Source organism: Bacillus sp. FJAT-18017 (genome assembly GCF_001278805.1).
In the GTDB taxonomy this organism is placed as follows: Bacteria; Bacillota; Bacilli; order Bacillales; family Cytobacillaceae; genus Bacillus_D.
This window is the reverse complement of sequence record NZ_CP012602.1, coordinates 1,991,205-2,011,756: the sequence shown is the minus strand read 5'-3', so window position 1 is coordinate 2,011,756 and position 20,552 is coordinate 1,991,205. Positions and strand designations below refer to the sequence as shown.

Annotated in this window: 21 protein-coding genes; 8 read left to right on the top strand and 13 right to left on the bottom strand. The window is 42.3% G+C overall.

Annotation, left to right across the window (positions count from 1 at the left end; translation table 11 throughout):
• Nucleotides 1–214 precede the first annotated feature (214 nt).
• The 3 genes from AM500_RS09150 to AM500_RS09140 all read right to left on the bottom strand — a co-directional run bounded on the left by AM500_RS09150 (nt 215) and on the right by AM500_RS09140 (nt 4,851).
• Nucleotides 215–2,359 carry a peptidoglycan D,D-transpeptidase FtsI family protein gene (locus tag AM500_RS09150; protein WP_053598940.1) on the bottom strand — a complete coding sequence of 715 codons (2,145 nt, stop codon included), beginning with the start codon at nt 2,357–2,359 and terminating at the stop codon, nt 215–217.
• A gap of 153 nt (nt 2,360–2,512) precedes the next feature.
• A complete protein-coding gene (locus AM500_RS09145) occupies nt 2,513–3,730 on the bottom strand; it encodes an MFS transporter (RefSeq protein ID WP_053598939.1) in 1,218 nt (405 codons plus the stop codon).
• Nucleotides 3,731–4,242: 512 nt separating this feature from the next.
• Nucleotides 4,243–4,851: a superoxide dismutase gene (locus AM500_RS09140; RefSeq protein WP_053598938.1), complete on the bottom strand. Its 609-nt coding sequence runs from the start codon at nt 4,849–4,851 to the stop codon at nt 4,243–4,245.
• Nucleotides 4,852–5,185: 334 nt separating this feature from the next.
• Between AM500_RS09140 and AM500_RS09135 the strand changes: the two genes are divergently transcribed.
• Nucleotides 5,186–5,881, top strand: a complete 696-nt coding sequence (locus AM500_RS09135) for a Crp/Fnr family transcriptional regulator (protein ID WP_053598937.1) — start codon at nt 5,186–5,188, stop codon at nt 5,879–5,881.
• Nucleotides 5,882–6,018: 137 nt separating this feature from the next.
• On the opposite strand, the gene AM500_RS09130 is transcribed toward AM500_RS09135, so the two are convergent.
• Nucleotides 6,019–6,501, bottom strand: coding sequence for a DUF456 domain-containing protein (locus tag AM500_RS09130; protein ID WP_053598936.1), 483 nt, complete (start codon nt 6,499–6,501; stop codon nt 6,019–6,021).
• Nucleotides 6,502–6,676: 175 nt separating this feature from the next.
• Between AM500_RS09130 and AM500_RS09125 the strand changes: the two genes are divergently transcribed.
• The 3 genes from AM500_RS09125 to ispG all read left to right on the top strand — a co-directional run bounded on the left by AM500_RS09125 (nt 6,677) and on the right by ispG (nt 9,141).
• A complete protein-coding gene (locus AM500_RS09125) occupies nt 6,677–7,456 on the top strand; it encodes a DUF1189 domain-containing protein (protein WP_231688129.1) in 780 nt (259 codons plus the stop codon).
• A gap of 135 nt (nt 7,457–7,591) precedes the next feature.
• Complete coding sequence (locus AM500_RS09120; RefSeq protein ID WP_053598934.1) at nt 7,592–7,912, top strand: LysM peptidoglycan-binding domain-containing protein; 321 nt, start codon at nt 7,592–7,594, stop codon at nt 7,910–7,912.
• A 119-nt stretch (nt 7,913–8,031) separates the two neighbouring features.
• Nucleotides 8,032–9,141 (top strand): flavodoxin-dependent (E)-4-hydroxy-3-methylbut-2-enyl-diphosphate synthase, encoded by a 1,110-nt coding sequence (gene ispG / locus AM500_RS09115; protein ID WP_053598933.1) that lies wholly within the window; start codon nt 8,032–8,034, stop codon nt 9,139–9,141.
• Nucleotides 9,142–9,417: 276 nt separating this feature from the next.
• Here ispG and AM500_RS09110 read toward each other — a convergent pair whose 3' ends face one another.
• Nucleotides 9,418–10,257, bottom strand: coding sequence for a hypothetical protein (locus tag AM500_RS09110; RefSeq protein ID WP_053598932.1), 840 nt, complete (start codon nt 10,255–10,257; stop codon nt 9,418–9,420).
• Nucleotides 10,258–10,401: 144 nt separating this feature from the next.
• Between AM500_RS09110 and AM500_RS09105 the strand changes: the two genes are divergently transcribed.
• Nucleotides 10,402–10,971, top strand: coding sequence for a 5' nucleotidase, NT5C type (locus AM500_RS09105; RefSeq protein ID WP_053598931.1), 570 nt, complete (start codon nt 10,402–10,404; stop codon nt 10,969–10,971).
• Nucleotides 10,972–11,012: 41 nt separating this feature from the next.
• Here the strand turns inward: AM500_RS09105 and AM500_RS09100 are convergent, their stop codons facing one another.
• The 3 genes from AM500_RS09100 to AM500_RS09090 are packed head-to-tail and all read right to left on the bottom strand — an operon-like array spanning nt 11,013 to nt 13,055.
• On the bottom strand, nt 11,013–11,423 hold the full coding sequence (locus AM500_RS09100; protein ID WP_053598930.1) for a zinc uptake transcriptional repressor Zur: 411 nt from the start codon (nt 11,421–11,423) through the stop codon (nt 11,013–11,015).
• Entirely contained in the window at nt 11,410–12,282 is an 873-nt protein-coding gene (locus AM500_RS09095) for a metal ABC transporter permease (protein WP_053598929.1), read from the bottom strand. Before AM500_RS09095 ends, AM500_RS09100 begins: the two co-directional genes overlap by 14 nt.
• Nucleotides 12,279–13,055: a metal ABC transporter ATP-binding protein gene (locus AM500_RS09090; RefSeq protein WP_053598928.1), complete on the bottom strand. Its 777-nt coding sequence runs from the start codon at nt 13,053–13,055 to the stop codon at nt 12,279–12,281. The genes AM500_RS09095 and AM500_RS09090 overlap by 4 nt, the downstream gene beginning before the upstream one ends.
• A gap of 174 nt (nt 13,056–13,229) precedes the next feature.
• Here AM500_RS09090 and AM500_RS09085 point away from each other — a divergent pair, with 174 nt between their 5' ends.
• Nucleotides 13,230–13,487, top strand: coding sequence for a DUF2624 domain-containing protein (locus tag AM500_RS09085; RefSeq protein ID WP_053598927.1), 258 nt, complete (start codon nt 13,230–13,232; stop codon nt 13,485–13,487).
• A 196-nt stretch (nt 13,488–13,683) separates the two neighbouring features.
• Here AM500_RS09085 and AM500_RS09080 read toward each other — a convergent pair whose 3' ends face one another.
• A complete protein-coding gene (locus AM500_RS09080; protein ID WP_053598926.1) occupies nt 13,684–14,577 on the bottom strand; it encodes a deoxyribonuclease IV in 894 nt (297 codons plus the stop codon).
• Nucleotides 14,578–14,615: 38 nt separating this feature from the next.
• The gene (locus AM500_RS09075) at nt 14,616–15,926 is read right to left on the bottom strand and encodes a DEAD/DEAH box helicase (protein WP_053598925.1); all 1,311 of its coding nucleotides are present in this window, start codon (nt 15,924–15,926) and stop codon (nt 14,616–14,618) included.
• A 435-nt stretch (nt 15,927–16,361) separates the two neighbouring features.
• Between AM500_RS09075 and vrrA the strand changes: the two genes are divergently transcribed.
• Both vrrA and AM500_RS09065 read left to right on the top strand, forming a co-directional pair.
• A complete protein-coding gene (gene vrrA, locus AM500_RS09070) occupies nt 16,362–16,820 on the top strand; it encodes a VrrA/YqfQ family protein (protein ID WP_331457442.1) in 459 nt (152 codons plus the stop codon).
• Between the two features lie 284 nt (nt 16,821–17,104).
• Nucleotides 17,105–18,061 carry a 4-hydroxy-3-methylbut-2-enyl diphosphate reductase gene (locus AM500_RS09065; RefSeq protein ID WP_053598923.1) on the top strand — a complete coding sequence of 319 codons (957 nt, stop codon included), beginning with the start codon at nt 17,105–17,107 and terminating at the stop codon, nt 18,059–18,061.
• 63 nt (nt 18,062–18,124) lie between these two features.
• Here the strand turns inward: AM500_RS09065 and AM500_RS09060 are convergent, their stop codons facing one another.
• From AM500_RS09060 to cccA, 3 genes are all read right to left on the bottom strand, one after another.
• Nucleotides 18,125–19,240 (bottom strand): Nif3-like dinuclear metal center hexameric protein, encoded by a 1,116-nt coding sequence (locus AM500_RS09060; RefSeq protein WP_053598922.1) that lies wholly within the window; start codon nt 19,238–19,240, stop codon nt 18,125–18,127.
• Nucleotides 19,237–19,947, bottom strand: a complete 711-nt coding sequence (locus AM500_RS09055) for a tRNA (adenine(22)-N(1))-methyltransferase (protein ID WP_053598921.1) — start codon at nt 19,945–19,947, stop codon at nt 19,237–19,239. The genes AM500_RS09060 and AM500_RS09055 overlap by 4 nt, the downstream gene beginning before the upstream one ends.
• 114 nt (nt 19,948–20,061) lie before the next feature.
• Complete coding sequence (cccA, locus tag AM500_RS09050) at nt 20,062–20,421, bottom strand: cytochrome c550 (protein WP_053598920.1); 360 nt, start codon at nt 20,419–20,421, stop codon at nt 20,062–20,064.
• Nucleotides 20,422–20,552: the final 131 nt, after the last annotated feature.

Below are 20,552 nucleotides of genomic sequence, written 5' to 3'. Positions count from 1 at the left end.
CCCCTAAGTGTTTGGTTTTTTTATCTTCCCTACGAATATTAGATTACAGGTTTACTGTTAAAGACGTTTTAAACGAATGTTAAGGTTTTGTAAATTTAAGCCTATATCCTTATAAAAAAGTTTGCCCATTGTTTCCGAAATCATTACGAAAGACCCGGATAAATATGTACGAACACAAAAATACCGCCCAATGTAAAGGCGGTATTTTTTAATTCTATTCGGTTTGGTTTTCTGTTCCATTCTGAGTCTGCTCTTGGTCATTAGCAGAATTGGATTCACCTGATGCACGCTTTTTCTTGATTTCAAAGTACGCATCGAGAGCCTTTCGACCAATGATATTATTATAGCTGTCACCGCTTCCCTGGTAAGCCCATGGAATGAGTACGGATATCGCTATTTCTGGTTTTTCGTATGGTGCGAAAGCAATTAGGCTAAGATTCATAACTTCTGGAGGAATCTTTCCGAATTTCTTTCTTTCAAACCCATCATAAAATGCTTCGGCAGTACCGGTCTTTCCTGCCGGGTTATAAGGAGCATCATTAAACATGCTTCGAGCAGTCCCTCTTGAACCATGCATAACCCGCCAGAAACCTTGCTTTACAACATCAAGGTATTCTTCACCTTTATCAATACGGTTCAAAACCTTTGGCTGAATTTCCTGAATGATAGGTCCGAGCTCGTCACTTTCCATTTCAGGTTCGCGAATTTCTTTTACAATATGAGGCTGAATTCTAGTACCCCCATTAGCAACGGTAGAAACATATTGAGCTAATTGCATAGCGGTATACGTATCATACTGGCCAATTGCAAGGTCAAGAAGCTTCCCTCCCTCGATTGGCCCTGCAAATCCAGCAGATTCACTTGGCAAATCCAGTCCAGTCCTGACACCGAGGCCAAATTGGCTGAAGTTTTCCCTAAAGGTGTTAAATGCCTTCAAGTCAAGCGGCAGCGGCTGGTTAGGAATATAAGTTCCTTTACCCAGCTTGATTGCCACATGGAACATATACACGTTAGATGAAATCTCTAATGCGCTCGCAGCGTTCACAGAACCAATACCACTTTTCCAGGATGACTTTTTGGGAGTCCCTTTTATATTCATCGGGGTATCATAGAAAGTTGTTGAAGGCGTAATAACCCCTTCATGCAGTCCAGTATAAACTGTCGCCCCCTTAACTGTCGATCCTACGTTATATGAACTAGTAAAGGTTCCATAGGCATAATCGTCCATTTTATATTTGCCAGTTTTAGGGTCCTTTTCAATTTTCTTGCCTGCCATCGTTAAAATATCACCCGTGTGAGGGTCCATCATGACAACAAAGCCCCTGTCAAGAAGCGCTGAACCAGGTTTCCGCTTTGCTGCCCAAAGTTCCTCTTCGAGAATTTTTTCAACTTCACGCTGCAGCTCCATATCAATGGTAAGGACAAGGTCTTTGCCACGTTGGCCTTCAGAAACGACTTCTGTCCCGAGAACATTTCCGCCTTTGTCCGTTTTATTTTTTACTTTTGCCTTCTGTCCCTGGAGTACTTCTTCATATTGCTTTTCTATATAACTGATCCCGACCCGGTCATTAAGGCTGTAATCCCTCGATAAATAATAATCCAGCTGTTCCCTTGGTATGCCTTTTGCCGAAGATGTAGTATTTCCAAGAATGGTTCTAAGTGTATCTCCAAATACATACTTACGCTTCCAGTCAGTCGTAGTGTCAACTCCAGGCAAGTCCTCAAGATTTTCACTAACAACTGCGAATTCCTTATCCGACACGTCTACATTTTTTACAATTTGCGGAGTCTGGGCATACCCAGCATTAAATTCGCGCCAAATTGCTGCAACCTCAAGTTCGGCTGGAGTCAGGGTTTTAATATGCTTCTCTGTTACACGCTCGACTTGCATATCATATAGCTTTTTATCGGTAATTTCCTTATTGTAATAAGCATCCCATTCTTTTTTAGTAATTAACTTTTTAGCTTCTTCCTCATTTTTCAGCAGCCAGAAGTCCTTTTTATCCCGCTCCTGAAGTTTATCGTATGGTTTTTCAATCATCCCTGCCAATTTTTCGGCAACCTCAAGCATTTCTTCTTGTGTTGTACCCTGATATCTCGTATAAGTGATTGCATTCAGCGGCTCGTTATCAAGAATGACCTGTCCATTACGATCAAACATCTTGCCCCTGGGAACGGGATTTTTTACGGTAACATCCTCCGTACGTTCCACCTCGCGCTTAAAATCATCGCCATATACAATCTGAACAATTCCTAATCTCAAAATCAATAAAGAAAAAAGTACAAACACTGCAAAAAATAATATATTGAGCCTAAACGGAACATGAGCCCTTTTCTTTCTTTTCTTCGTCGAAACCATGTACTCACACTTTCCTTTTAAAATTCACTATCCTTTATTGTAAGGTATAAAAATAATAATTTCTATCAGTAACCATATACCAATTTTTAAATAGGTCTCAAGCAGGACATAAACTAGGCATCCATAAGAATAAAGACCCCTGCATGCAGGGGCCTAAGGGGAAGAAAGATGGACTTTTCTTAGAAAAAAATAGATGCACGCATGCCCCGCCCCGAGGATGACAAGCAGAATCGGAATGCTTTCTTGCCAATCAAACAATGTTATTCCGGCCAGAAAAACGAGTATTGATACGATTCTTCCGATATTAAGAAATACTTCGCGGACGACTATGTACTCAATTCTCATTTCCGCAGCATTCCTGCTTCTTCCAATCACATCATAGGTAATTGACACATAAGGGACTAGCAAGATCGGATAAGCAACAGCAATGATACTTCCATAAAGCAGCATTTTTTGAAAATTGACTTGATACACCAAGAGAAAAACGGATGCGAACAATATAAGGCCGCCAAGCAAGATGGCCTTTTTCCTTCGCTGCTTCTTTATTAACCTTGACGCAAAGTAATAGGCAAGAAAAGAAACACCAGAGTTAATCAGTCCAAACGTTCCAAGTGAAAGTTCACTTCCGGTTGAGAGAAAGACATACACTGAAATAACAAATACAAACGTTCCTTCCCTCAGCCCCTGGAAAAAATGGGCGTTAGTGACCAGCTTCCAATTTCGATTCCTTCCCCGTTCCTTAAAAACATCTGCAACTGAATATTTCCCAGAAGAAGGCCTGGGCTTCAAAAAAAAGCTTAGAAATACAGCCAGGGAAAATAATGCTAGCGAAAGACCAAATACAATCATATATCCATTAAAATTAACTACCCTTGTGATAATAAAACCAGAGGCAATCGGACCGACCATTCCTCCCGCCGACGATAGGATCCCAAGAAATCCATTAAAAAAGTCTCTTGTTTCCGGCTCAGTAATTTCAAAGGTAAGCACATTGAATGCGAGCCAGTAAAATCCATAACCGATACCAAGCAGTCCGCCAAGCAGGAAGAGAAATTCGGATGCACCCGTACCCGTGGCCAGAACCGCTAAATAAAACAGAGCAAGGAAAATAACCCCAATCCGCAAGACAATCACGCGGTCAACTTTTTTTGCCCATCTCCCAGCGAGTATAAATGTAAGCGGCTGAAGAATTACAATTGATAAATTATAGAGGGAAAGCGTAGCAAAATTCCCTGATTGCTTCCATAAATAAATATTTACGAATGTGTTTGAGAGGGCGACACTCAATGAATATAGACCGCCAAGTATAAGCAGCAGCTTCAAGTCCTTTGTTACTTCCAGATCTCCAAATAACTTCAGTTTTTTAAACATATGAAAACTCCTTTATTCATAAAGGTAGTTTTCATCACCCCTCCCATTTCTATTCCTAATTAATTGTTTGATTTCTTTAAACGGTTAGCTGTGTTGTTTTGAATAAACTTCTTCCTTGGAGGCTGGTTCAGAAATGAAGGGTGTCGCTAGTCTATAAAGGTTCTTGACCACCCTGCTGGTTAAGAAAAAGTGGGTACAGTCGTTTATATAGGTCCTTGTCGACCTGACGCGTTTAAAATAGAGGGCAGGGTCTTCAATAGAGGATCTTGATTACCTTGATATGTAAAAAAAGAGGTGTATGGCCGCCAATGGAGGTTCTTAACTACCCTGATGGGTTAGAAATAAGGCGCACGGTCTTCAATAGGTTGGTTGATTGACCTACCCCATTAGGACGTTGAATGAGTTCCCCTGGAGAACATCTTAGGAAAAAATTCCGGATCCTCTAGGGAAAAACAACAACTATAGAAAATAAGAAAAAAGGCAGATATTCTCTGCCTTTCCCTGCAAGTTCATTATTTTGCTGAGCTGAAGCGCTTGCCTACTTCTTCCCAATTAACAACATTCCAGAAGGAATTGATATATTCCGGGCGTCGGTTTTGATATTTGAGGTAGTATGCATGCTCCCAAACATCCAGGCCAAGAATAGGAGTCTTGCCTTCCATCAATGGGGAGTCCTGGTTTGGTGTGCTGGTTACTTCAATTTCTCCATTGTTGACAACTAGCCAAGCCCAACCGGAACCAAAACGAGTTGTAGCAGCTTTTGCAAATTCTTCTTTAAAGTTTTCAAGACTGCCAAATTTGCTGTTAATAGCGTCAGAAAGCTCGCCAGTGGGCTCTCCGCCGCCATTTGGCGAAATGACCTGCCAGAATAGGCTGTGGTTGGCATGTCCGCCACCGTTGTTTCGAACAGCAGTTCTGGAGCTTTCAGGTACTGCATCAAGATTTGCAATTACTTCTTCCACTGGTTTGGAAAGAAGTTCCTCATTTCCTTCAAGTGCATTGTTAAGGTTTGTAACATATGTGTTATGGTGCTTCGTATGGTGAATGTTCATTGTTTCTTTATCGATATGAGGCTCTAGAGCGTCATACCCATAAGGAAGTTGTGGTAATTCAAATGCCATAAATTATTCCTCCTATGTAAACGATTTTGGCCTTAAAAATTGTTAGAAATTTCTAAAGCTTTGCAGTTACAGCTTATCAGAGTTACCAGTCGGATTCAAATAATACGCTCCCTGACAACAATGATACCTTTCCCTTTGCCAAGAAGTTTCATACCGGCCTTTCTAAGTTGTTTCATTTAAGATTCGGAAATTTGTCATTTTCAGGTTTCTTCAGGTTTGTCAACGATTTAAGTCATAGTCTCTTGTTTTTTATCCCATATTTTGTAAAAACAGCATTGACATGATAGTAATAATCTTTTTAAATCAAAATATGGAGAAATAAGGAGTGGCGGTCATGTATGAAAATATAGATTCTCTCTATAATTTACTTGTTCATTTTTTTGGTGGTAAGGAACCCCTGCAGAAATACAAGGCGGGTACTGCGCTTTTTGGCGAAAGGGATCCTGTCGAAAATATTTATATTATCCAGAAAGGCAGCGTAGCCATCGGAAGGGTCCATTTAAGAGGTAAGGAATTCATCCTCAAAATTCTTAATCAGAAAGAAATTGTTGTGGAATACCAAATCTTCAATCCTTCTTGCCACTATCACTTCTCTGCCAAAGCACTAACGGACTGCGAATTGCTTGTTATCAGGCGGGAACAATTTGAGGATTTCATCAATAATGATCCTTTTGCGATGACTGCCCTCGTTTCTTGGATGAGTACGAGGTATCTTAAAGCACAAATGAAATGCCAGGATTTAATCATGAATGGCAAAAAAGGCGGCCTTTATTCTATCTTAATCCGGTTGGCCAATTCCTATGGAGTTGATACCGAGGATGGCATATTAATTGACCTCCCTCTTACCCATCAGGAACTCGCCAATTTGACGTATGGCACCAGGGAAGTCATCCAGCGGAGCCTAAAGGAATTAAGGGATATGGATGTCATCGGCTATGATCAGCAGAAATTTACAATAAAGGACTTAACTTACTTAAGACAGGAAGTTGATTGCCAGAATTGCGGTTTTGAAATTTGCGGCTTGAATTAAAACTGAGCCCCATCTTAAGGAAGAGTCTTCTTGTCTAAAAATAATAAATCCGGCTGGGGTTACCTATACCCGAGCCGGTTTTATTATTTTCGTATGGTTGGTTGAAGCGAAATCAACAACGTTTTTACATAACCTAATTAAAGCACCATAATAAGAAAATAGATAACCATTGCAGCCTGAATGATTGTTTTGGCTACAGCTCCACTAATGAAACCAACAACAGAACCAAAGCCTATTTTTGCACTTTCAGTCAGCCCTTTTCTGTGAACAATCAATTCTGCTGCAACAGCTCCAATGAAGGGACCGATAAGTATTCCAAGGAATGGGATGACAAACGGCCCAACCAGCAAACCAATTGTACTGCCCCACACAGCTGCTTTCGAACCCCCATACTTTTTGATTCCTATAATATTGGCTGCATAATCCGCACCAAACAAGAGTAAAGTGAACATGCCTTGGACAACCCAGAAGAACCAATTAAAAGGTTCAAAAGAAACAAAAAAGCCGTATGCTAGAAATCCAGCGAAGATAAATAAAACACTTGGAATAACCGGAAATACAATTCCAACGAAAGCAACAATAAATAACAAAATGACAATGCCCCAAACTACTGTTTCCATACAATTATCTCCTTTAAAAGCATAATTCCAAACCAAGAAAATCATTTATTACTAATTCTTAAATACCCTTAAACATATTTGTTAATCTGCCACGTTTTTGCTTTTGATTTCAAACACTTGTACTGCCAATCCGGAAGGGATAAAATGAAAGGGTTGAAACTTTTTAGGGAGTGTAATGATGAACGTTTTTAAACAACTATACAGAAGTATCTATTCACCCAAGGATATAGCTTCATTCCGTTTGCAAGGAATGGGTAAAACGATTTTGTATGTTTTCCTGCTTACATTGATCTCCATTTTGCCAACCTTTTACTTTTTTAATAATGCCATAACGAGCGGTATTGAAACAGCAAAGCAAATTGCCAGTGAGGAACTTCCTGATTTTACGATTAAAAACGGTACTCTTGAGGCCGAAACTGATAAGCCAATTACTGTAGAGAGAGACGGATTTTCAATCACACTTGATCCAACAGGTTCCGTGGACGGAGATGAGCTTGCCGAAAACGGCAATGCTTTCGGTTTTCTAAAAAATGAATTCGCCCTATCAGCAGGCGGGAGAACACAATCCTACCCATATACCATGCTTGAAGGCAGTGAGATTGCAAAAAAGGATTTCCTGGATTTCTTCAATTCCATGAATGGTGTTAAAGGCGTAATTATGCCAATAGTCTTTGCATTTATCCTGCTCGTATCTTCTGCCATGAAGTTTATTGAAATAACAGTCCTTGCAGGTATCGGTATTATGTTCAGCAACATTATGAGGAGGCAGCTTGCATTCAGTCAATTGTGGAGAATGGCTGCTTATAGTGTAACACTTTCCACGATATTCTTTACAATAATGGAAGCTCTTCAAACTGTTGTTCCAAATGGTATTATGATTAATTGGTTTGTTTCCGCCATTGTTTTGTATCTAGCGATTAATGAAACGCCTGGGACAAATAAGGAGCCTGTATAATGTAAAAGCCGTCCTGTGAACTTCACAGGACGGCTTTTTCACCTGTTAGGACGATGCGCTTTCAAATAATTGTTGGTTCTACCAAAGGTCTCTTCAGCATAAGTATGATACAAATTGCCGGAGGAGGCCTGTCCAATGAAAAAATTCATAGCCTTCATTTTCTCCCTTGCCCTATTCATTTCTGTATATGTCGATTTAACAAGGGGCACCCTTCCAGCTGCTGTAACAGTCCCAATTCAGGTAAATGAAGAGACAAGTTCCCCTTCCCAGCCTTACTTCAAAGCAACAGTAAAACCAGGCCAAACACTGCTATCAATTGTTGAGGAATTCAACTCTGGAGATACAGGGGTTCCTGTCAGCAAACTTATTTCTGATTTCGAAGCCTTGAACCCCGGAACTTCACCAAAAACCATGCAGGTTGGCAAAACATATCTATTCCCTAGTTATACCAACTAAGGAAGCAAAACCTCTCAGCGGTCCCTCCGTCTTGTAAGATTGTCTGGGTACTGATAAAATAGTTTAGTACTGCTTATTGCATATATATTTAAAATTGTACCCAAAGGAGCGGACCTTACGTGAATGAACTTATACATCGTACTAAAACCCGCCCGGTCCGGGTCGGTAACCTGACCATTGGCGGCAACAACGAAATAATTATACAGAGCATGACTACAACCAAAACCCATGACGTTGAAGCAACGGTGGCTGAAATCAAAAGACTTGAGGACGCCGGCTGTCAAATCGTCCGGGTTGCCTGCCCCGATATGCGGGCTGCCGAGGCAATTCCTGAGATTAAGAAAAGAATCAACATTCCACTTGTTGTTGATATCCATTTTGATTACAAGCTTGCCTTAAAAGCAATTGAAGGCGGTGCCGACAAGATTAGAATCAATCCTGGAAATATCGGCAGACGCGAGAAAGTGGAAGCTGTTGTTAAGGCAGCCAAGGAAAAAGGGATTCCGATCCGGATAGGAGTCAATGCCGGTTCCCTTGAGAAAAAGATTCTTGATAAATATGGTTATCCAACCGCAGACGGAATGGTCGAAAGCGCCCTTCATCATATTAAGATTCTTGAGGATCTTGATTTCCACGACATTATCGTTTCCATGAAAGCATCGGATGTCAACCTTGCTATCGAGGCATATGAAAAAGCTGCACGAGCCTTTGATTACCCGCTACACCTTGGCATTACCGAATCTGGAACCCTGTTCTCAGGTACCATCAAAAGCTCTGCCGGGCTTGGTGTCCTTCTTAATATGGGAATAGGCAACACAATGAGGATATCCTTAAGCGCAGATCCTGTCCAGGAGATTAAAGTTGCCCGTGATCTGCTAAAGGTATTTGGTTTATCGGCCAACTCGGCAACATTAATAGCCTGTCCAACCTGTGGACGTATTGAAATCGATCTAATCAGTATTGCTAATGAAGTTGAAGAATATATTTCAAACATTAAAGCTCCTATCAAAGTTTCTGTTCTTGGCTGTGCAGTAAACGGTCCTGGTGAGGCACGCGAAGCCGATATCGGTATCGCTGGAGCAAGAGGCGAAGGCCTCCTGTTCAGGAAAGGGGAAATTGTTCGGAAAGTCCCTGAAGAAACAATGGTTGAGGAATTAAAGAAAGAAATTGACGCCATTGCAGCGGAATATTTTGAAAAGAAAGCCCTTGAAGAACAAGGGGTTAAGTAAATACAAAAGCGCAAGCGCCTTCGTGACAGGCAAAGAACGCCTGTCCCTGCGATGATTATTCTTAGAAGCTTTCCTTAGTGGTCATCGCCGTACAAAATGGAGGGGCTTCGACTGAGATAAAGGAATCACGAAGAGCGTAAGCGATTCGATGATGACTTATCGTAGGGAGGGGGCCTGAAGTTTGCTAGGCGATAGGCGCTGGAGCTAGACTTAAACAACTAAAAAGAGGCCGGCAGAAATGCCAGCCTCTTTTCTTTGCTCCTGTGGCTGAAAGTATCAGAAAAATGGTGTTATGAACATCCCGATAATAAGTGAAACTGCGCCAATACCGATTGCCCATCCGCCTATCTTTGACTGCCCTTTGCGCATCGCAAGAAAACCGAGTACTATCCCCACTGCTCCCAGCAGAACTGGCAAAATGAACAGCGACAAAATAGCTAATCCCAATGCAGTGTACCCAAGCATCGAGGAACCTGCGTTTTCACCGGCGTTATTTTGCTGCCCGCGATTTTCATTTCTCTTCTGCCTTACAGGAACTGGTGCAGCAAGCTCACTGGCAGTTTCCTCCCTGACATTTTGTCCAGAAGAAACAGTAGTTGAACCAGTGCCTGTACGCAAGTTTGATGAACCATATCCCGAAGTTGAACCTTTACCTGCATTCATGTCAGTTGAACCAGAACCTGACGACTTCGTGTAAGTCGAGCCCGTGCCTGCACTCATGCCAGAAGAACCGGTACGCGAGGACTCCGAGTAAGTCGAGCCAGTGCCTGCATTCATGTCAGAAGAACCAGTGCGCGAGGACTCAGAGTAAGTCGAGCCGGTGCCTGCATTCATGTCAGAAGAACTAGTACGCGAAGACTCCGAGTAAGTCGAGCCGGTGCCTGCATTCATGTCAGTATAACCCGTGCCTGTTGTCATACCAGTTAAACCAGTACCTGCCGTCTCCGGGTAAGTGGAACCAGTACCGGTGCCCGCCTGCAGGTTTGATGAACCTTGCGGTGAAGGCAGAAGAAAGGGCTCCGAGGAAGTTTCCTCTTTGTAGTTTGAATTGTTTCGGGACTGGCTGTTGCTTCCTTGCTGCTGCAGATTGTTGTTTCTATTGGATTGGTCTGCCACCTGAATCCCTCGCTTTCAAAAGTAGGAGCCTTCTTATTGTTTACGGCTATACGATTTTTACTATGTCAATCTTTGTATGGAGTACCTCTCACAGCTTTTTGGTAAAATGAACATGGATTCTCACAAATAGAAGGAGATTGCTTTATGAAAAGATTAGGGATTGATATTGACGGAACAGTTACCTGCCCATCGAGCATTTTGCCATTTATGAACAGGGATTTTAATATTCAAGTTACTTTGGATGATGTAAAAGAATATGACCTTCTTCATCTTGTGGATGTGTCGCGGGAAGAATTTACCCAATGGTTTAAAGGGGCAGAACCAGAAATTTACGCTGGGTCCCCCATGGCAGAAGGGGCAAAAGAAGTACTTTCCAAATGGAAAGAGCAGTATGAATTGTATTTCATTAGTGCCAGGGCATCCCACTTGCTAAACGTTACGCAAGAATGGTTTACCTTAAATGAATTGGAATATCACCATATCGAACTGATCGGGACTCATAATAAAATAGAAACAGCAAAAAAATATAAAGTCGAATTGTTTCTCGAGGATAAACATGACAATGCAGTTGCGATTCATGAAGAGTGCGGGATACCGGTAATCCTTTTTGATACCCCGTATAACCGGGATCCCATTCCTGAAGGAGTAATCAGGGTAGCAACATGGCAGGAGGCAGATCGCTGGATAAGGAACTGGAATAAATCAAAAATCTAAGTTACTTAAAAGAAAAAAACAGCCATGATGTGGCTGTTTTTTTACACGCATTCGGGGCAGCGCCCATATATTTCGAACTTATGGCCTGATACATCGTATCCCTTTAAATCTTCACTCAATCCACTCATTGGGCATGTCCCTAATTCTTTTGTTTTTCCACAATCAAGGCAAATAAAATGATGGTGATGGGAATGCCTTGAACATGTAAAGCGAAAATGTTTTTCTCCGGAAAGCTCTGTTGATTCAAGAATATCCAGTTCGACAAACAAGGATAAGTTTCTATAAATGGTATCAAAGCTGAGGCCAGGATAGTTTTGTTTCAAAGAATCCAGAACATCCTTGGCAGTTAAATATTTGTCACTGTCCGAAAACAAATGGAGCATGTCCTCACGTTTTCCAGTATGCTTATAACCTTTTTCCTTCAGATAATCAAGGGCATCATGTACGTTCATTCCTATACCCCTTTCGGCCGGCTTGCAAATTAAAACCGACTTTCTTATAAAGTATCGCGAATAAAAGAATCAATATAGCCAGCAAAACTATAGTACCGCCAGGAGCCAAGTCAAGATAGTAAGCGGCAAACAATCCGCCAATAACAGAAAGCTCACCAAATACTATTGAAAGGTATATGGACTGTTTAAATCCTTTTGCAATCCTCATACTTGCCGCTACTGGGAGGGTCATCAGGGATGACACGAGCAATACCCCGACAATCCGCATTGAAGCGGCTATTACTAAAGCTACCATGACAATAAAGATAAAATGAATCGCTTTGGCTGGTATTCCTGATGCCTTTGCATAGTCCTCATCAAACGAAAGCAGGAAAAGCTCTTTATAAAGAAGGATGATCGCCAAAACAACAATGACAGCGATAAATCCAATAATGAATACGTCTGTTCTACTAACAGCAGTGACACTGCCGAAAAGATAGCCAAACAAGTCTGCATTAAAACCATCTGCTAATGAAATAAAAATAACTCCGAGGCCAATACCGCCTGAGAGGATAATCGGAATTGCCAGCTCTTGATAATGTTTATATACCGCTCTCAGTTTTTCAATGAACAGCGCTCCGCCTACTGAAAAGGCCATTCCCATATAGAGCGGGTTAATAGCACCAGCAAGACCAAGCTTTTTTTCGAGTAGCAGGCTCGCGGCAATACCCGAAAGAGTTACATGGCTTAATGCATCCGATATTAGCGATAGCCGCCTTACAACAATAAAAACCCCGAGTAAAGGAGCAATGAAACCTATCAGGGCACCTGAAATAAATGCATTTTGAAGAAATTCATATTGAAATATGCTGCTAATCATTTTCCATCCTCCCCATGGTGATGATGGCTTAGATGGTGAACATCATACCCATACAATTCTGATAATCCATTTTGGGCCATATTTTCGAATTCCGAAGCTTGGCCGTGGAAATGAAGATGTTTATTCAAACAAGCAACATGAGTTACAGCCTGAGAGACGGTCCCTATATCGTGAGTAACTAGCAGAAGCGTAATGCCGGCCTTTTTATTGAGGCTTTCAAGCATTGAATAGAAAATACCTTCCTGCTTTTGGTCAACACCTACCGTTGGTTCATCAAGGATTAGCAGCTCTGGTTCGCTTACCAGGGCCCGGGCGATAAAAACCCTTTGTTGCTGCCCCCCTGATAGCTCGCCTATGTTTTTGTCGGCAAATTCGGCCATTCCAACAGATTCGAGCGCCTCCCTAACCTTCTCTTTTTCTGTTGCCTTCATAAAACGGAACAACCCAATTTTTCGTGTAAGCCCGCTAGAAACAACTTCCTGTACAGTAGCAGGAAAGCCGGTATTAAAGGAATTTGCTTTTTGGGAAACGTAGCCTATCTTTTCCCAACTTTTGAATATGCCAATCGGCTCGCCAAAAAGTTTAATTTCCCCAGTTTGTGTTTTCAACAGCCCGAGAATCAGCTTAAGCAAAGTCGACTTCCCGGATCCATTTGGACCAACGATACCGAGGAACGCTCCTTTAGGAACGGAAAGATTGATATCTTCAAGAACTTTTTCTCTTTCATATTGAAAAGATAATCCAGTAATTTCAACTGCAGGCACATTTGCCATATAAATTCACCTATCATTCATGAATCATTTTAAGAATGATTCCGATTTACGTTTTGTAGTATACCCCAGCGCTAACAGATTGTAAAGTTATTCTCCTTTATAGCTGTTGATTTAACAATTATTTGGCACTGTTTCGGGAAGTTGCTCATACAGTAAGAAAGGGGAGTGATGAGAATGAAACTGTTCGAAAATATAATAAACCATAAAATAAATACGATTACCGACAGAGAATTATTAAACTATGCCAATCAGTTCGGTATTTCGATTAATCAAAAGCAGGCAGACCAAATTGCCAAATACTTACGGGGCAGGCAGATTAATATATTTGACAGCGCCGAGCGGACTGCAATTATTAAGGAAATCGCCAGAATCGCTGGACCTGAAACAGCTAGGGAAGTAAACAAGTTGTTCTTGCAATTTACAAAATCATGACGTAGAAAAGCCTCCTTGAAGTGTCCAAGGAGGCTCTTCTAAAATTGTCTAGCTCCAGCGCCTAGCGCCTAGTGTACTTCGGTCCCCTCGTTACGATAAGTCAACATCGATTCGCTTGCGCTTATCGTGTTTCCTTTATCTCCTTCGAGGCCCTCCAGTCCATACGTCGCTGACCGAGGCGCTTGCGCTTTTCTTGCTATGCCAGGGTAACTTCACCTTTAAGGCTTGGGTCAAAGATTTTGTTACGCAACATATCAATTTCATGCTTATAAGGCGGCTTTTGATTTTTCTTATCTTCCCCGACATACGGAGTTTCGAGGATTTTAGGAACCGACATAAGCTGTGGATGGTGGACAATATAGCTGATTGCATCAAAGCCGATATGGCCAAAGCCAATATTTTCATGGCGGTCTTTCCTCATGCCGACAGCATTTTTGCTATCATTGATATGGAGCACCTTCAGCCTGTCAATTCCGACAATTTTATCAAACTCATCAAGGACTCCATCAAAGTCATGAACAATATCATATCCGGCATCATGAGTATGGCAAGTATCAAAGCAAACAGAAATTCGGTCGCTGTAATTTACGCCGTCGATGATCATCGCCAATTCCTCAAAATTCTTTCCGCATTCCGAGCCCTTCCCTGCCATTGTTTCCAAAGCTACCTGAACGTTTTCTTTTCCAGTCAAAACCTCATTCAGGCCTTCTACTATCTTTTTTATTCCAGCTTCCGTCCCAGCTCCAACATGGGCTCCAGGATGAAGAACAATCTGCCTGGCACCAATTGCTTCAGTTCTATCTAGTTCAGAACGCAGGAAGTTCACCCCAAGTTCGAATGTTGCAGGATTTGTTGTATTCCCAATATTAATAATGTAGGGAGCGTGCACAATGATTTCTTCGATTCCATGCTCCGCCATATGCCGTCTGCCTGCCTCAATGTTCAGGTCCTCGATTTTCTTTCTTCTTGTATTTTGAGGTGCACCTGTATAAATCATAAAAGTATTGGAGCCATAGGAGACGGCTTCCTTGCTCGCGGCAAGCAGCATCTCCTTGCCGCTCATTGATACGTGAGAACCAATTTTCAACATCTTCCCCTTCTCCTTCTTGCGGCAGTACAAACCAGCCGTTATTTTTTCTTCATTTTATTCTGGCGTTTCCTGACTTTGGCAATTTCTTGATTGATTTTCTTTTTATATCCTGGCTTAACTTTCTTTGGTGCTTTTACAATTGCTTTGGCCATTTTATCGACTTCGTCTTCCTGCCGCTTACGTGTCTTCCGCTTATTTCGGTTGGCAATTTCGACAAGCCCGTCTTTGCCAAAGTCAACATGCTTGAATCCAATTCCCATTTTCTCAAGCCTATTCAGCGCATCTTCATCTGACGTATCATAGACAGTCAAGGCTGTGCCGGAAAAATTAGCTCTTGCGGTTCTTCCCACCCTATGAACATAAAAATCGAGATCGCTTGGCAACTCATAATTAATGACATGGCTGACCCCTTCTATATCAATACCCCTGGCTGCGAGGTCTGTCGCAACTATATATTGATACTCCAGGTCCTGAATCTGTTTCATCATCTTTTTTCGTTCACGCGGTGGAAGATCTCCGTGGACCCTTCCAACCTTCAAGCCTTTTCCAATTAGGAAATCTGCAACCTCATCGGCCATTTTCTTTGTGTTGGTAAAAACAATGGCGAGATAAGGGTTAAACGCTTGAAGAACATTAAATACAATTTCTTTCTTGTTTTTATGCCTCGAAGGCAATAGAAGGTGTTCAAGATTTTCAGCAGCTTTTTTCTTTGGATCTATATGGATGTACTTTGGATTTTCCATGTATTTTTTTAGAAATGGCTTAAGTTTCTCCGGTATCGTTGCAGAAAATACAAGCATTTGCAGCTTCTCTGGCATTCTGGAAGCAATTCTGTCGACATCCTCAAGGAATCCCATATCGAGCATTAAGTCAGCTTCATCAACCACCAATGTTTTGGCTGTATGAACAAATAGTGCTTGGTCCTCAATAAGCGCGTGAATCCTTGAAGGCGTCCCCACTACAATATGTGGCTGAATCTTAAGCTTTTCAATCGACTTTTGCTTATCGGTACCCCCAATATAATTACGGACAACGATTGTTTCCGGGCCTTCATAATGTTCTGCTGCTTTAAGGAATTGCTGATATATCTGACTAGCCAGTTCCCTTGTGGGCGCTGTAATGACTGCTTGAACCTCCTGGCGTCCAGGTTCAAGATGTTCAAGGATTGGCAGCAAGTAGGAGTGTGTCTTTCCTGTACCGGTCCTTGACTGACCAATTGCACTTGCTCCCTTTAAGGCTGCAGGTATCATTTGCTCTTGTATTTCAGTTGGCTTTGTGAATCCTAAAGATTCGACTGATTTTATTAAAAAAGGCTTTAAATTAAATTGATTAAATTGGTTTCCGCTCATTTTCAGGCTCCTTATATTCGGTTATGGAACTCTGCCCATCCTGTTATTATAGTAAAGATTCAAATGTAAAGCCACTTATTATTATGATTTGCCTAAAGACTTACTTTCATGAAGGGTTATGCAATAACAAAGGTTCTTGTTTTACTAATCCGTTTTTTAGAGATACGGTGCAAAAAGGCAAAGAATCATCAAAAGCATAACATAAATGGCGATCCTGCATATTTTAAAAAGAGGAAATAACTTTTGAGAGGAGTTAAGAACATGCCACCATTCCCGCCAATGAATAGGCAGGGAGGAATGAACCGGCCATTTATGGGACCCGGGAGACATCCTTTCGGCCCTGCACGCGGCTTTAATGGCCCTCCGTCGCCTTTCATGGGCTCTATGTCTCCAGGACGGCACCAAGGTCCCCAGGGACGCAGAGGAGGAGGAGGATTGCTTTCAAGGCTGCTCGGTAAATCAGGAGGAGGACAGGGTTCCACTAGGAATATGGTATCCGCGGCCGGCAACACACAATCAGGGTCCTTTCTGAAGACACTTAGCAACCCTGAAGCAATCAACAGCTTCCTTGCCAATACACAGAACGTTATCCAGACAGCACAATCGTTCGGTCCATTAATCGAACAATATGGCCCAATTATTAAAAACCTTCCATCAATGTGGAAACTTTATCGTGGCTTAAAAAATACAGATGGCGATGAAACACCCAAAAACGAGCCCCATCAAAAAAAGAAAAGGGTTGAATCGCATCCTTTAAAGGAAAATGAAATACCAAAGGATATAGAAGAGTCCAGCGATGGCCATGGCCATCCAGCTCCTCCACAACGGGGCGGATGGATTAGAAGGCCAAACAGGGTTGACGATGACAGAAGCCGGCCAAAATTATTTTTTTAAAGAAAGGTGCTGTATGGCACCTTTTTACATATTTATGACAGCATATTTCCTACCCGCCACTTTGGGCTTATAGCCTTCATACGTCTAAATTTCCTTATTAGCTTTGGATAACTAGTTCTCCGCAGCTTTTAATCTCTTTCAATTTTAAAGAATATTGTTCGTTAAATTTCCCGGTAAACCTGCATCCATTTTTTGATGTGAGATTTTTCACTTTGAACATATTATAATTACCTATATAATAAGAAGGTATAGCAAGTCTAACCTAACCAGGAGGGGCTTTTTTAATGAAGGTTATAAAAATTTCGCCGCGAGGCTATTGTTATGGTGTTGTTGATGCCATGGTTATCGCCCGGAATGCGGCACTCGACAAAACATTACCACGCCCTATCTACATCCTTGGGATGATTGTTCATAATAAGCATGTGACCGACGCATTTGCGGAGGAAGGCATTATTACCCTTGATGGAAGCAACCGAAAGGAAATTCTCGAGAAGGTTGACAAAGGCACCGTTATTTTTACAGCACACGGCATTTCGCCAGAGGTCCGCACCCTTGCAAAGGAGAAAGGCCTCGTTACCATTGATGCGACCTGTCCGGATGTAACCAAGACCCACGACTTAATCCGGGAAAAAGAAGCTGAAGGCTTTAAGGTGGTTTACATCGGTAAAAAAGGCCATCCTGAACCAGAAGGCGCGGTAGGCGTTGCCGCTCCGGGAGTTGTCCATCTTGTCGAAACAGAAGAGGATGTTAATGCTCTTAATTTACACCACGATAAAATAATCGTAACCAACCAGACGACAATGAGCCAATGGGATGTTTCCGTTATTATGAAGAGAGTAAAAGAGAAGTATCCCCATGCCGAAGTCCATAAGGAAATTTGCATGGCGACCCAAGTAAGGCAGGAGGCTGTCGCCCAGCAGGCTGGTGAAGCGGATGTGTTGATTGTTGTCGGAGATCCGAAAAGCAATAACTCCAACAGGCTTGCCCAGGTATCGCAAGAAATTGCCGATACAAAAGCCTATAGGATTGCCGATATCTCCGAGCTTGACCTTGAATGGCTAAAAGGTGCTGAAACGGTTGCCGTCACTTCTGGCGCATCGACCCCGACGCCTATAACAAAAGAAGTCATTATGTTCCTTGACCAGTTTGACCCTGAAAACCCAGCTACATGGGAACGAAAGAAAAAGGTACCTCTTTCAAAAATCCTGCCGAAGGTCAAAAAGGCTGAGGTGCAAAAATAGAAAAAAATCCGGCTGCCACTGGCCGGATTTTTTTCTGTTAACCTTCAGAAACCGCAGCTGCCTTTATATGGTTTTGAATGGATTCGTATCAATTTGAGATGCCAAAACTTCAACATCGAAGCCAGCTTCGTCACACTTCTTGCTCAATACGGAGGCAAGGCCCTTTTTCATGATCTTCTCAGCGATATGCCCAGGGTCAACCATATTAAGGCCAAGCATTAAAGCATCGTGAGCTACATGGAAATAAATATCCCCTGTCACATATACGTCGGCTCCCTTTCGTTTTGCCTGAGAAAAGTATTTATTTCCGTCCCCGCCTAGGACAGCAACTTTTTTTACTTTTGAAGTCAAGTCTCCAACAACCCGTACAGCTTCAACCTCAAAATCTTTCTTTACTTTTTCAGCAAACTCGGCAAGAGTCATCTCTTCAATCGTCCCAATCCTGCCAAGCCCGAGTATCTCCCCCTGATTCTCAAGAGGATAAACATCATAGGCTGGTTCTTCATAAGGGTGAGCCTTAAGCATCGCTGTAACAGCCTTCCTCGCAAGCCGGGATGGAACAACCGTCTCAACCCTTACTTCTTCAACTTTCTCAAGCTGCCCCTGCTTCCCTATATGAGGGTTCGTATTCTCTCCCGGAAGGAATCGGCCAGTACCATTCGAAGAGAACGAACAGTGAGAGTAATTACCGATTGCGCCTGCGCCTGCTTTTCCAAGTGCATCCCTCACCCTTTCGGCATCCTCTAGCGGAACATAAACAACAATCTTTTGCAGTTTTTCTTCATAGGTCGGTGATAGTATCTCTGTATCCTTAAGGTTGAGAGAATCAGCAAGCATATCATTCACTCCGCCCTTGGCCACATCTAGATTCGTATGGGCTGCATACACCGAAATGTCATGCTTAATCAACTTCTCGATCATTCTTCCTGGGACTGTGTCTGTTGCAAGCTTTGCCAGCGGACGATAAATCGGCGGATGGTGTGCAATGATTAGCTGTACCTGTTTGCTAATAGCTTCATCAACAACTGCCTCTGTCAGGTCCAGTGTAACCAGCACCCCTTTAACTGGCCGATTTAATTGTCCTATTTGAAGGCCAATTTTATCTCCCTCTACCGCGTATTCCTTCGGAGAGAAGGTTTCGAGCAGTTGAATAATTTCATGTCCATTTATTTTGTTCACTGATTTAAAACCTCCTCGACTAATGCTATTTTTTTCTGCAGTTCATCCTTTTTCGCACTTACTTCATCTGATGGCTTGGCAAGGCTTAGCCTTTCTAATACAATTTGCCAATTTTCCTTTTCGAGTTTCCATTTTTTTATAAACGGTTCTTTTTTACTCTTTAATAAAAACGGTCCAAACAATAGGCCGGTTTCCAGGCCGATTTCATATGGATGGGCAGGATTACCTCGTTCGGCAACAAGTACCTCGTAAATTTTCCCATCTTCTTCTAAAATATCTTCATTCACTAGTTCCCAGTTATTTTCGTATAGCCATTTCCTGATCGTCCAGGCTGCAATATTAGGCTGAAGTACTAGCCGTTTTACCCCTTCTAGCTTTCCCTTACCCGCTTCAAGGATATCTGAAATGAGAGCCCCTCCCATCCCTGCAATGGATATACAATCTACTTCTCCAGGGGAGATAACCTCCAATCCATTCCCTAAACGGACTTGAATGATGTCCTCCAGATTCTCTGCCTCTACCTCCCTCTTGGCAGTCGTATAAGGGCCTTCTACTACTTCACCTGCAATTGCAGATACAATCAAACCTTTGTTAGCTAGAAAGCACGGCAGATAAGCATGGTCGGAGCCAATGTCCGCCAGCCTTGCTCCTTTTGGTATGAAGTTGGCCACTGTCTGCAGCCGTTTTGATAATTGTCCTGAGTTCAAGGTATGCACCACTTTTCTTTCATCTCTATATCAGTATAAAAAAGAATGTTTCCATATGCAAAAAAACACGCTGCCATCTTGAATGGCAGCGTCTGCTGATTAAAAGTATTCAGTTTATTTCTTTTCAGAAAGCCATTTTGCTAATGCATCGGCCTCTGCACCCTGGGCGAGTCCGCCAGGCATCGTGCCTCTACCGTTAAGCACGACGTCCTTTATTTCCTCTTCGGAAAGCCTTGCTCCTACATCAGCAAGCTTAGGTGCGTTTCCCTGCCCTTGTAGCTTGTCACCGTGGCAAGTGATACAACCCTTTGCTTCATATAGCTCTTCAGGATTTGCTGCCTGTTCTGTTTTTTCGCCGCCTTTTTCCCCGTTGGCAAGTTCTTTCCCGTCTCCAAGCCCCTTGAAGGAAAGCACAAACATTAGGCCAATCCCCATAACCATGATCATGATGAAAGGAATGACTGGATTTTTCATGTGGAATACCCTCCCTTATGTACGTAGAAAAACAAATTTAATATTTCAAACAACTATTATTGTATATGAAAATGACTAGAAGGAAAAGGATAAAGTTACTTTTGTCACAATTAAAATGACAGAAGCGCAAG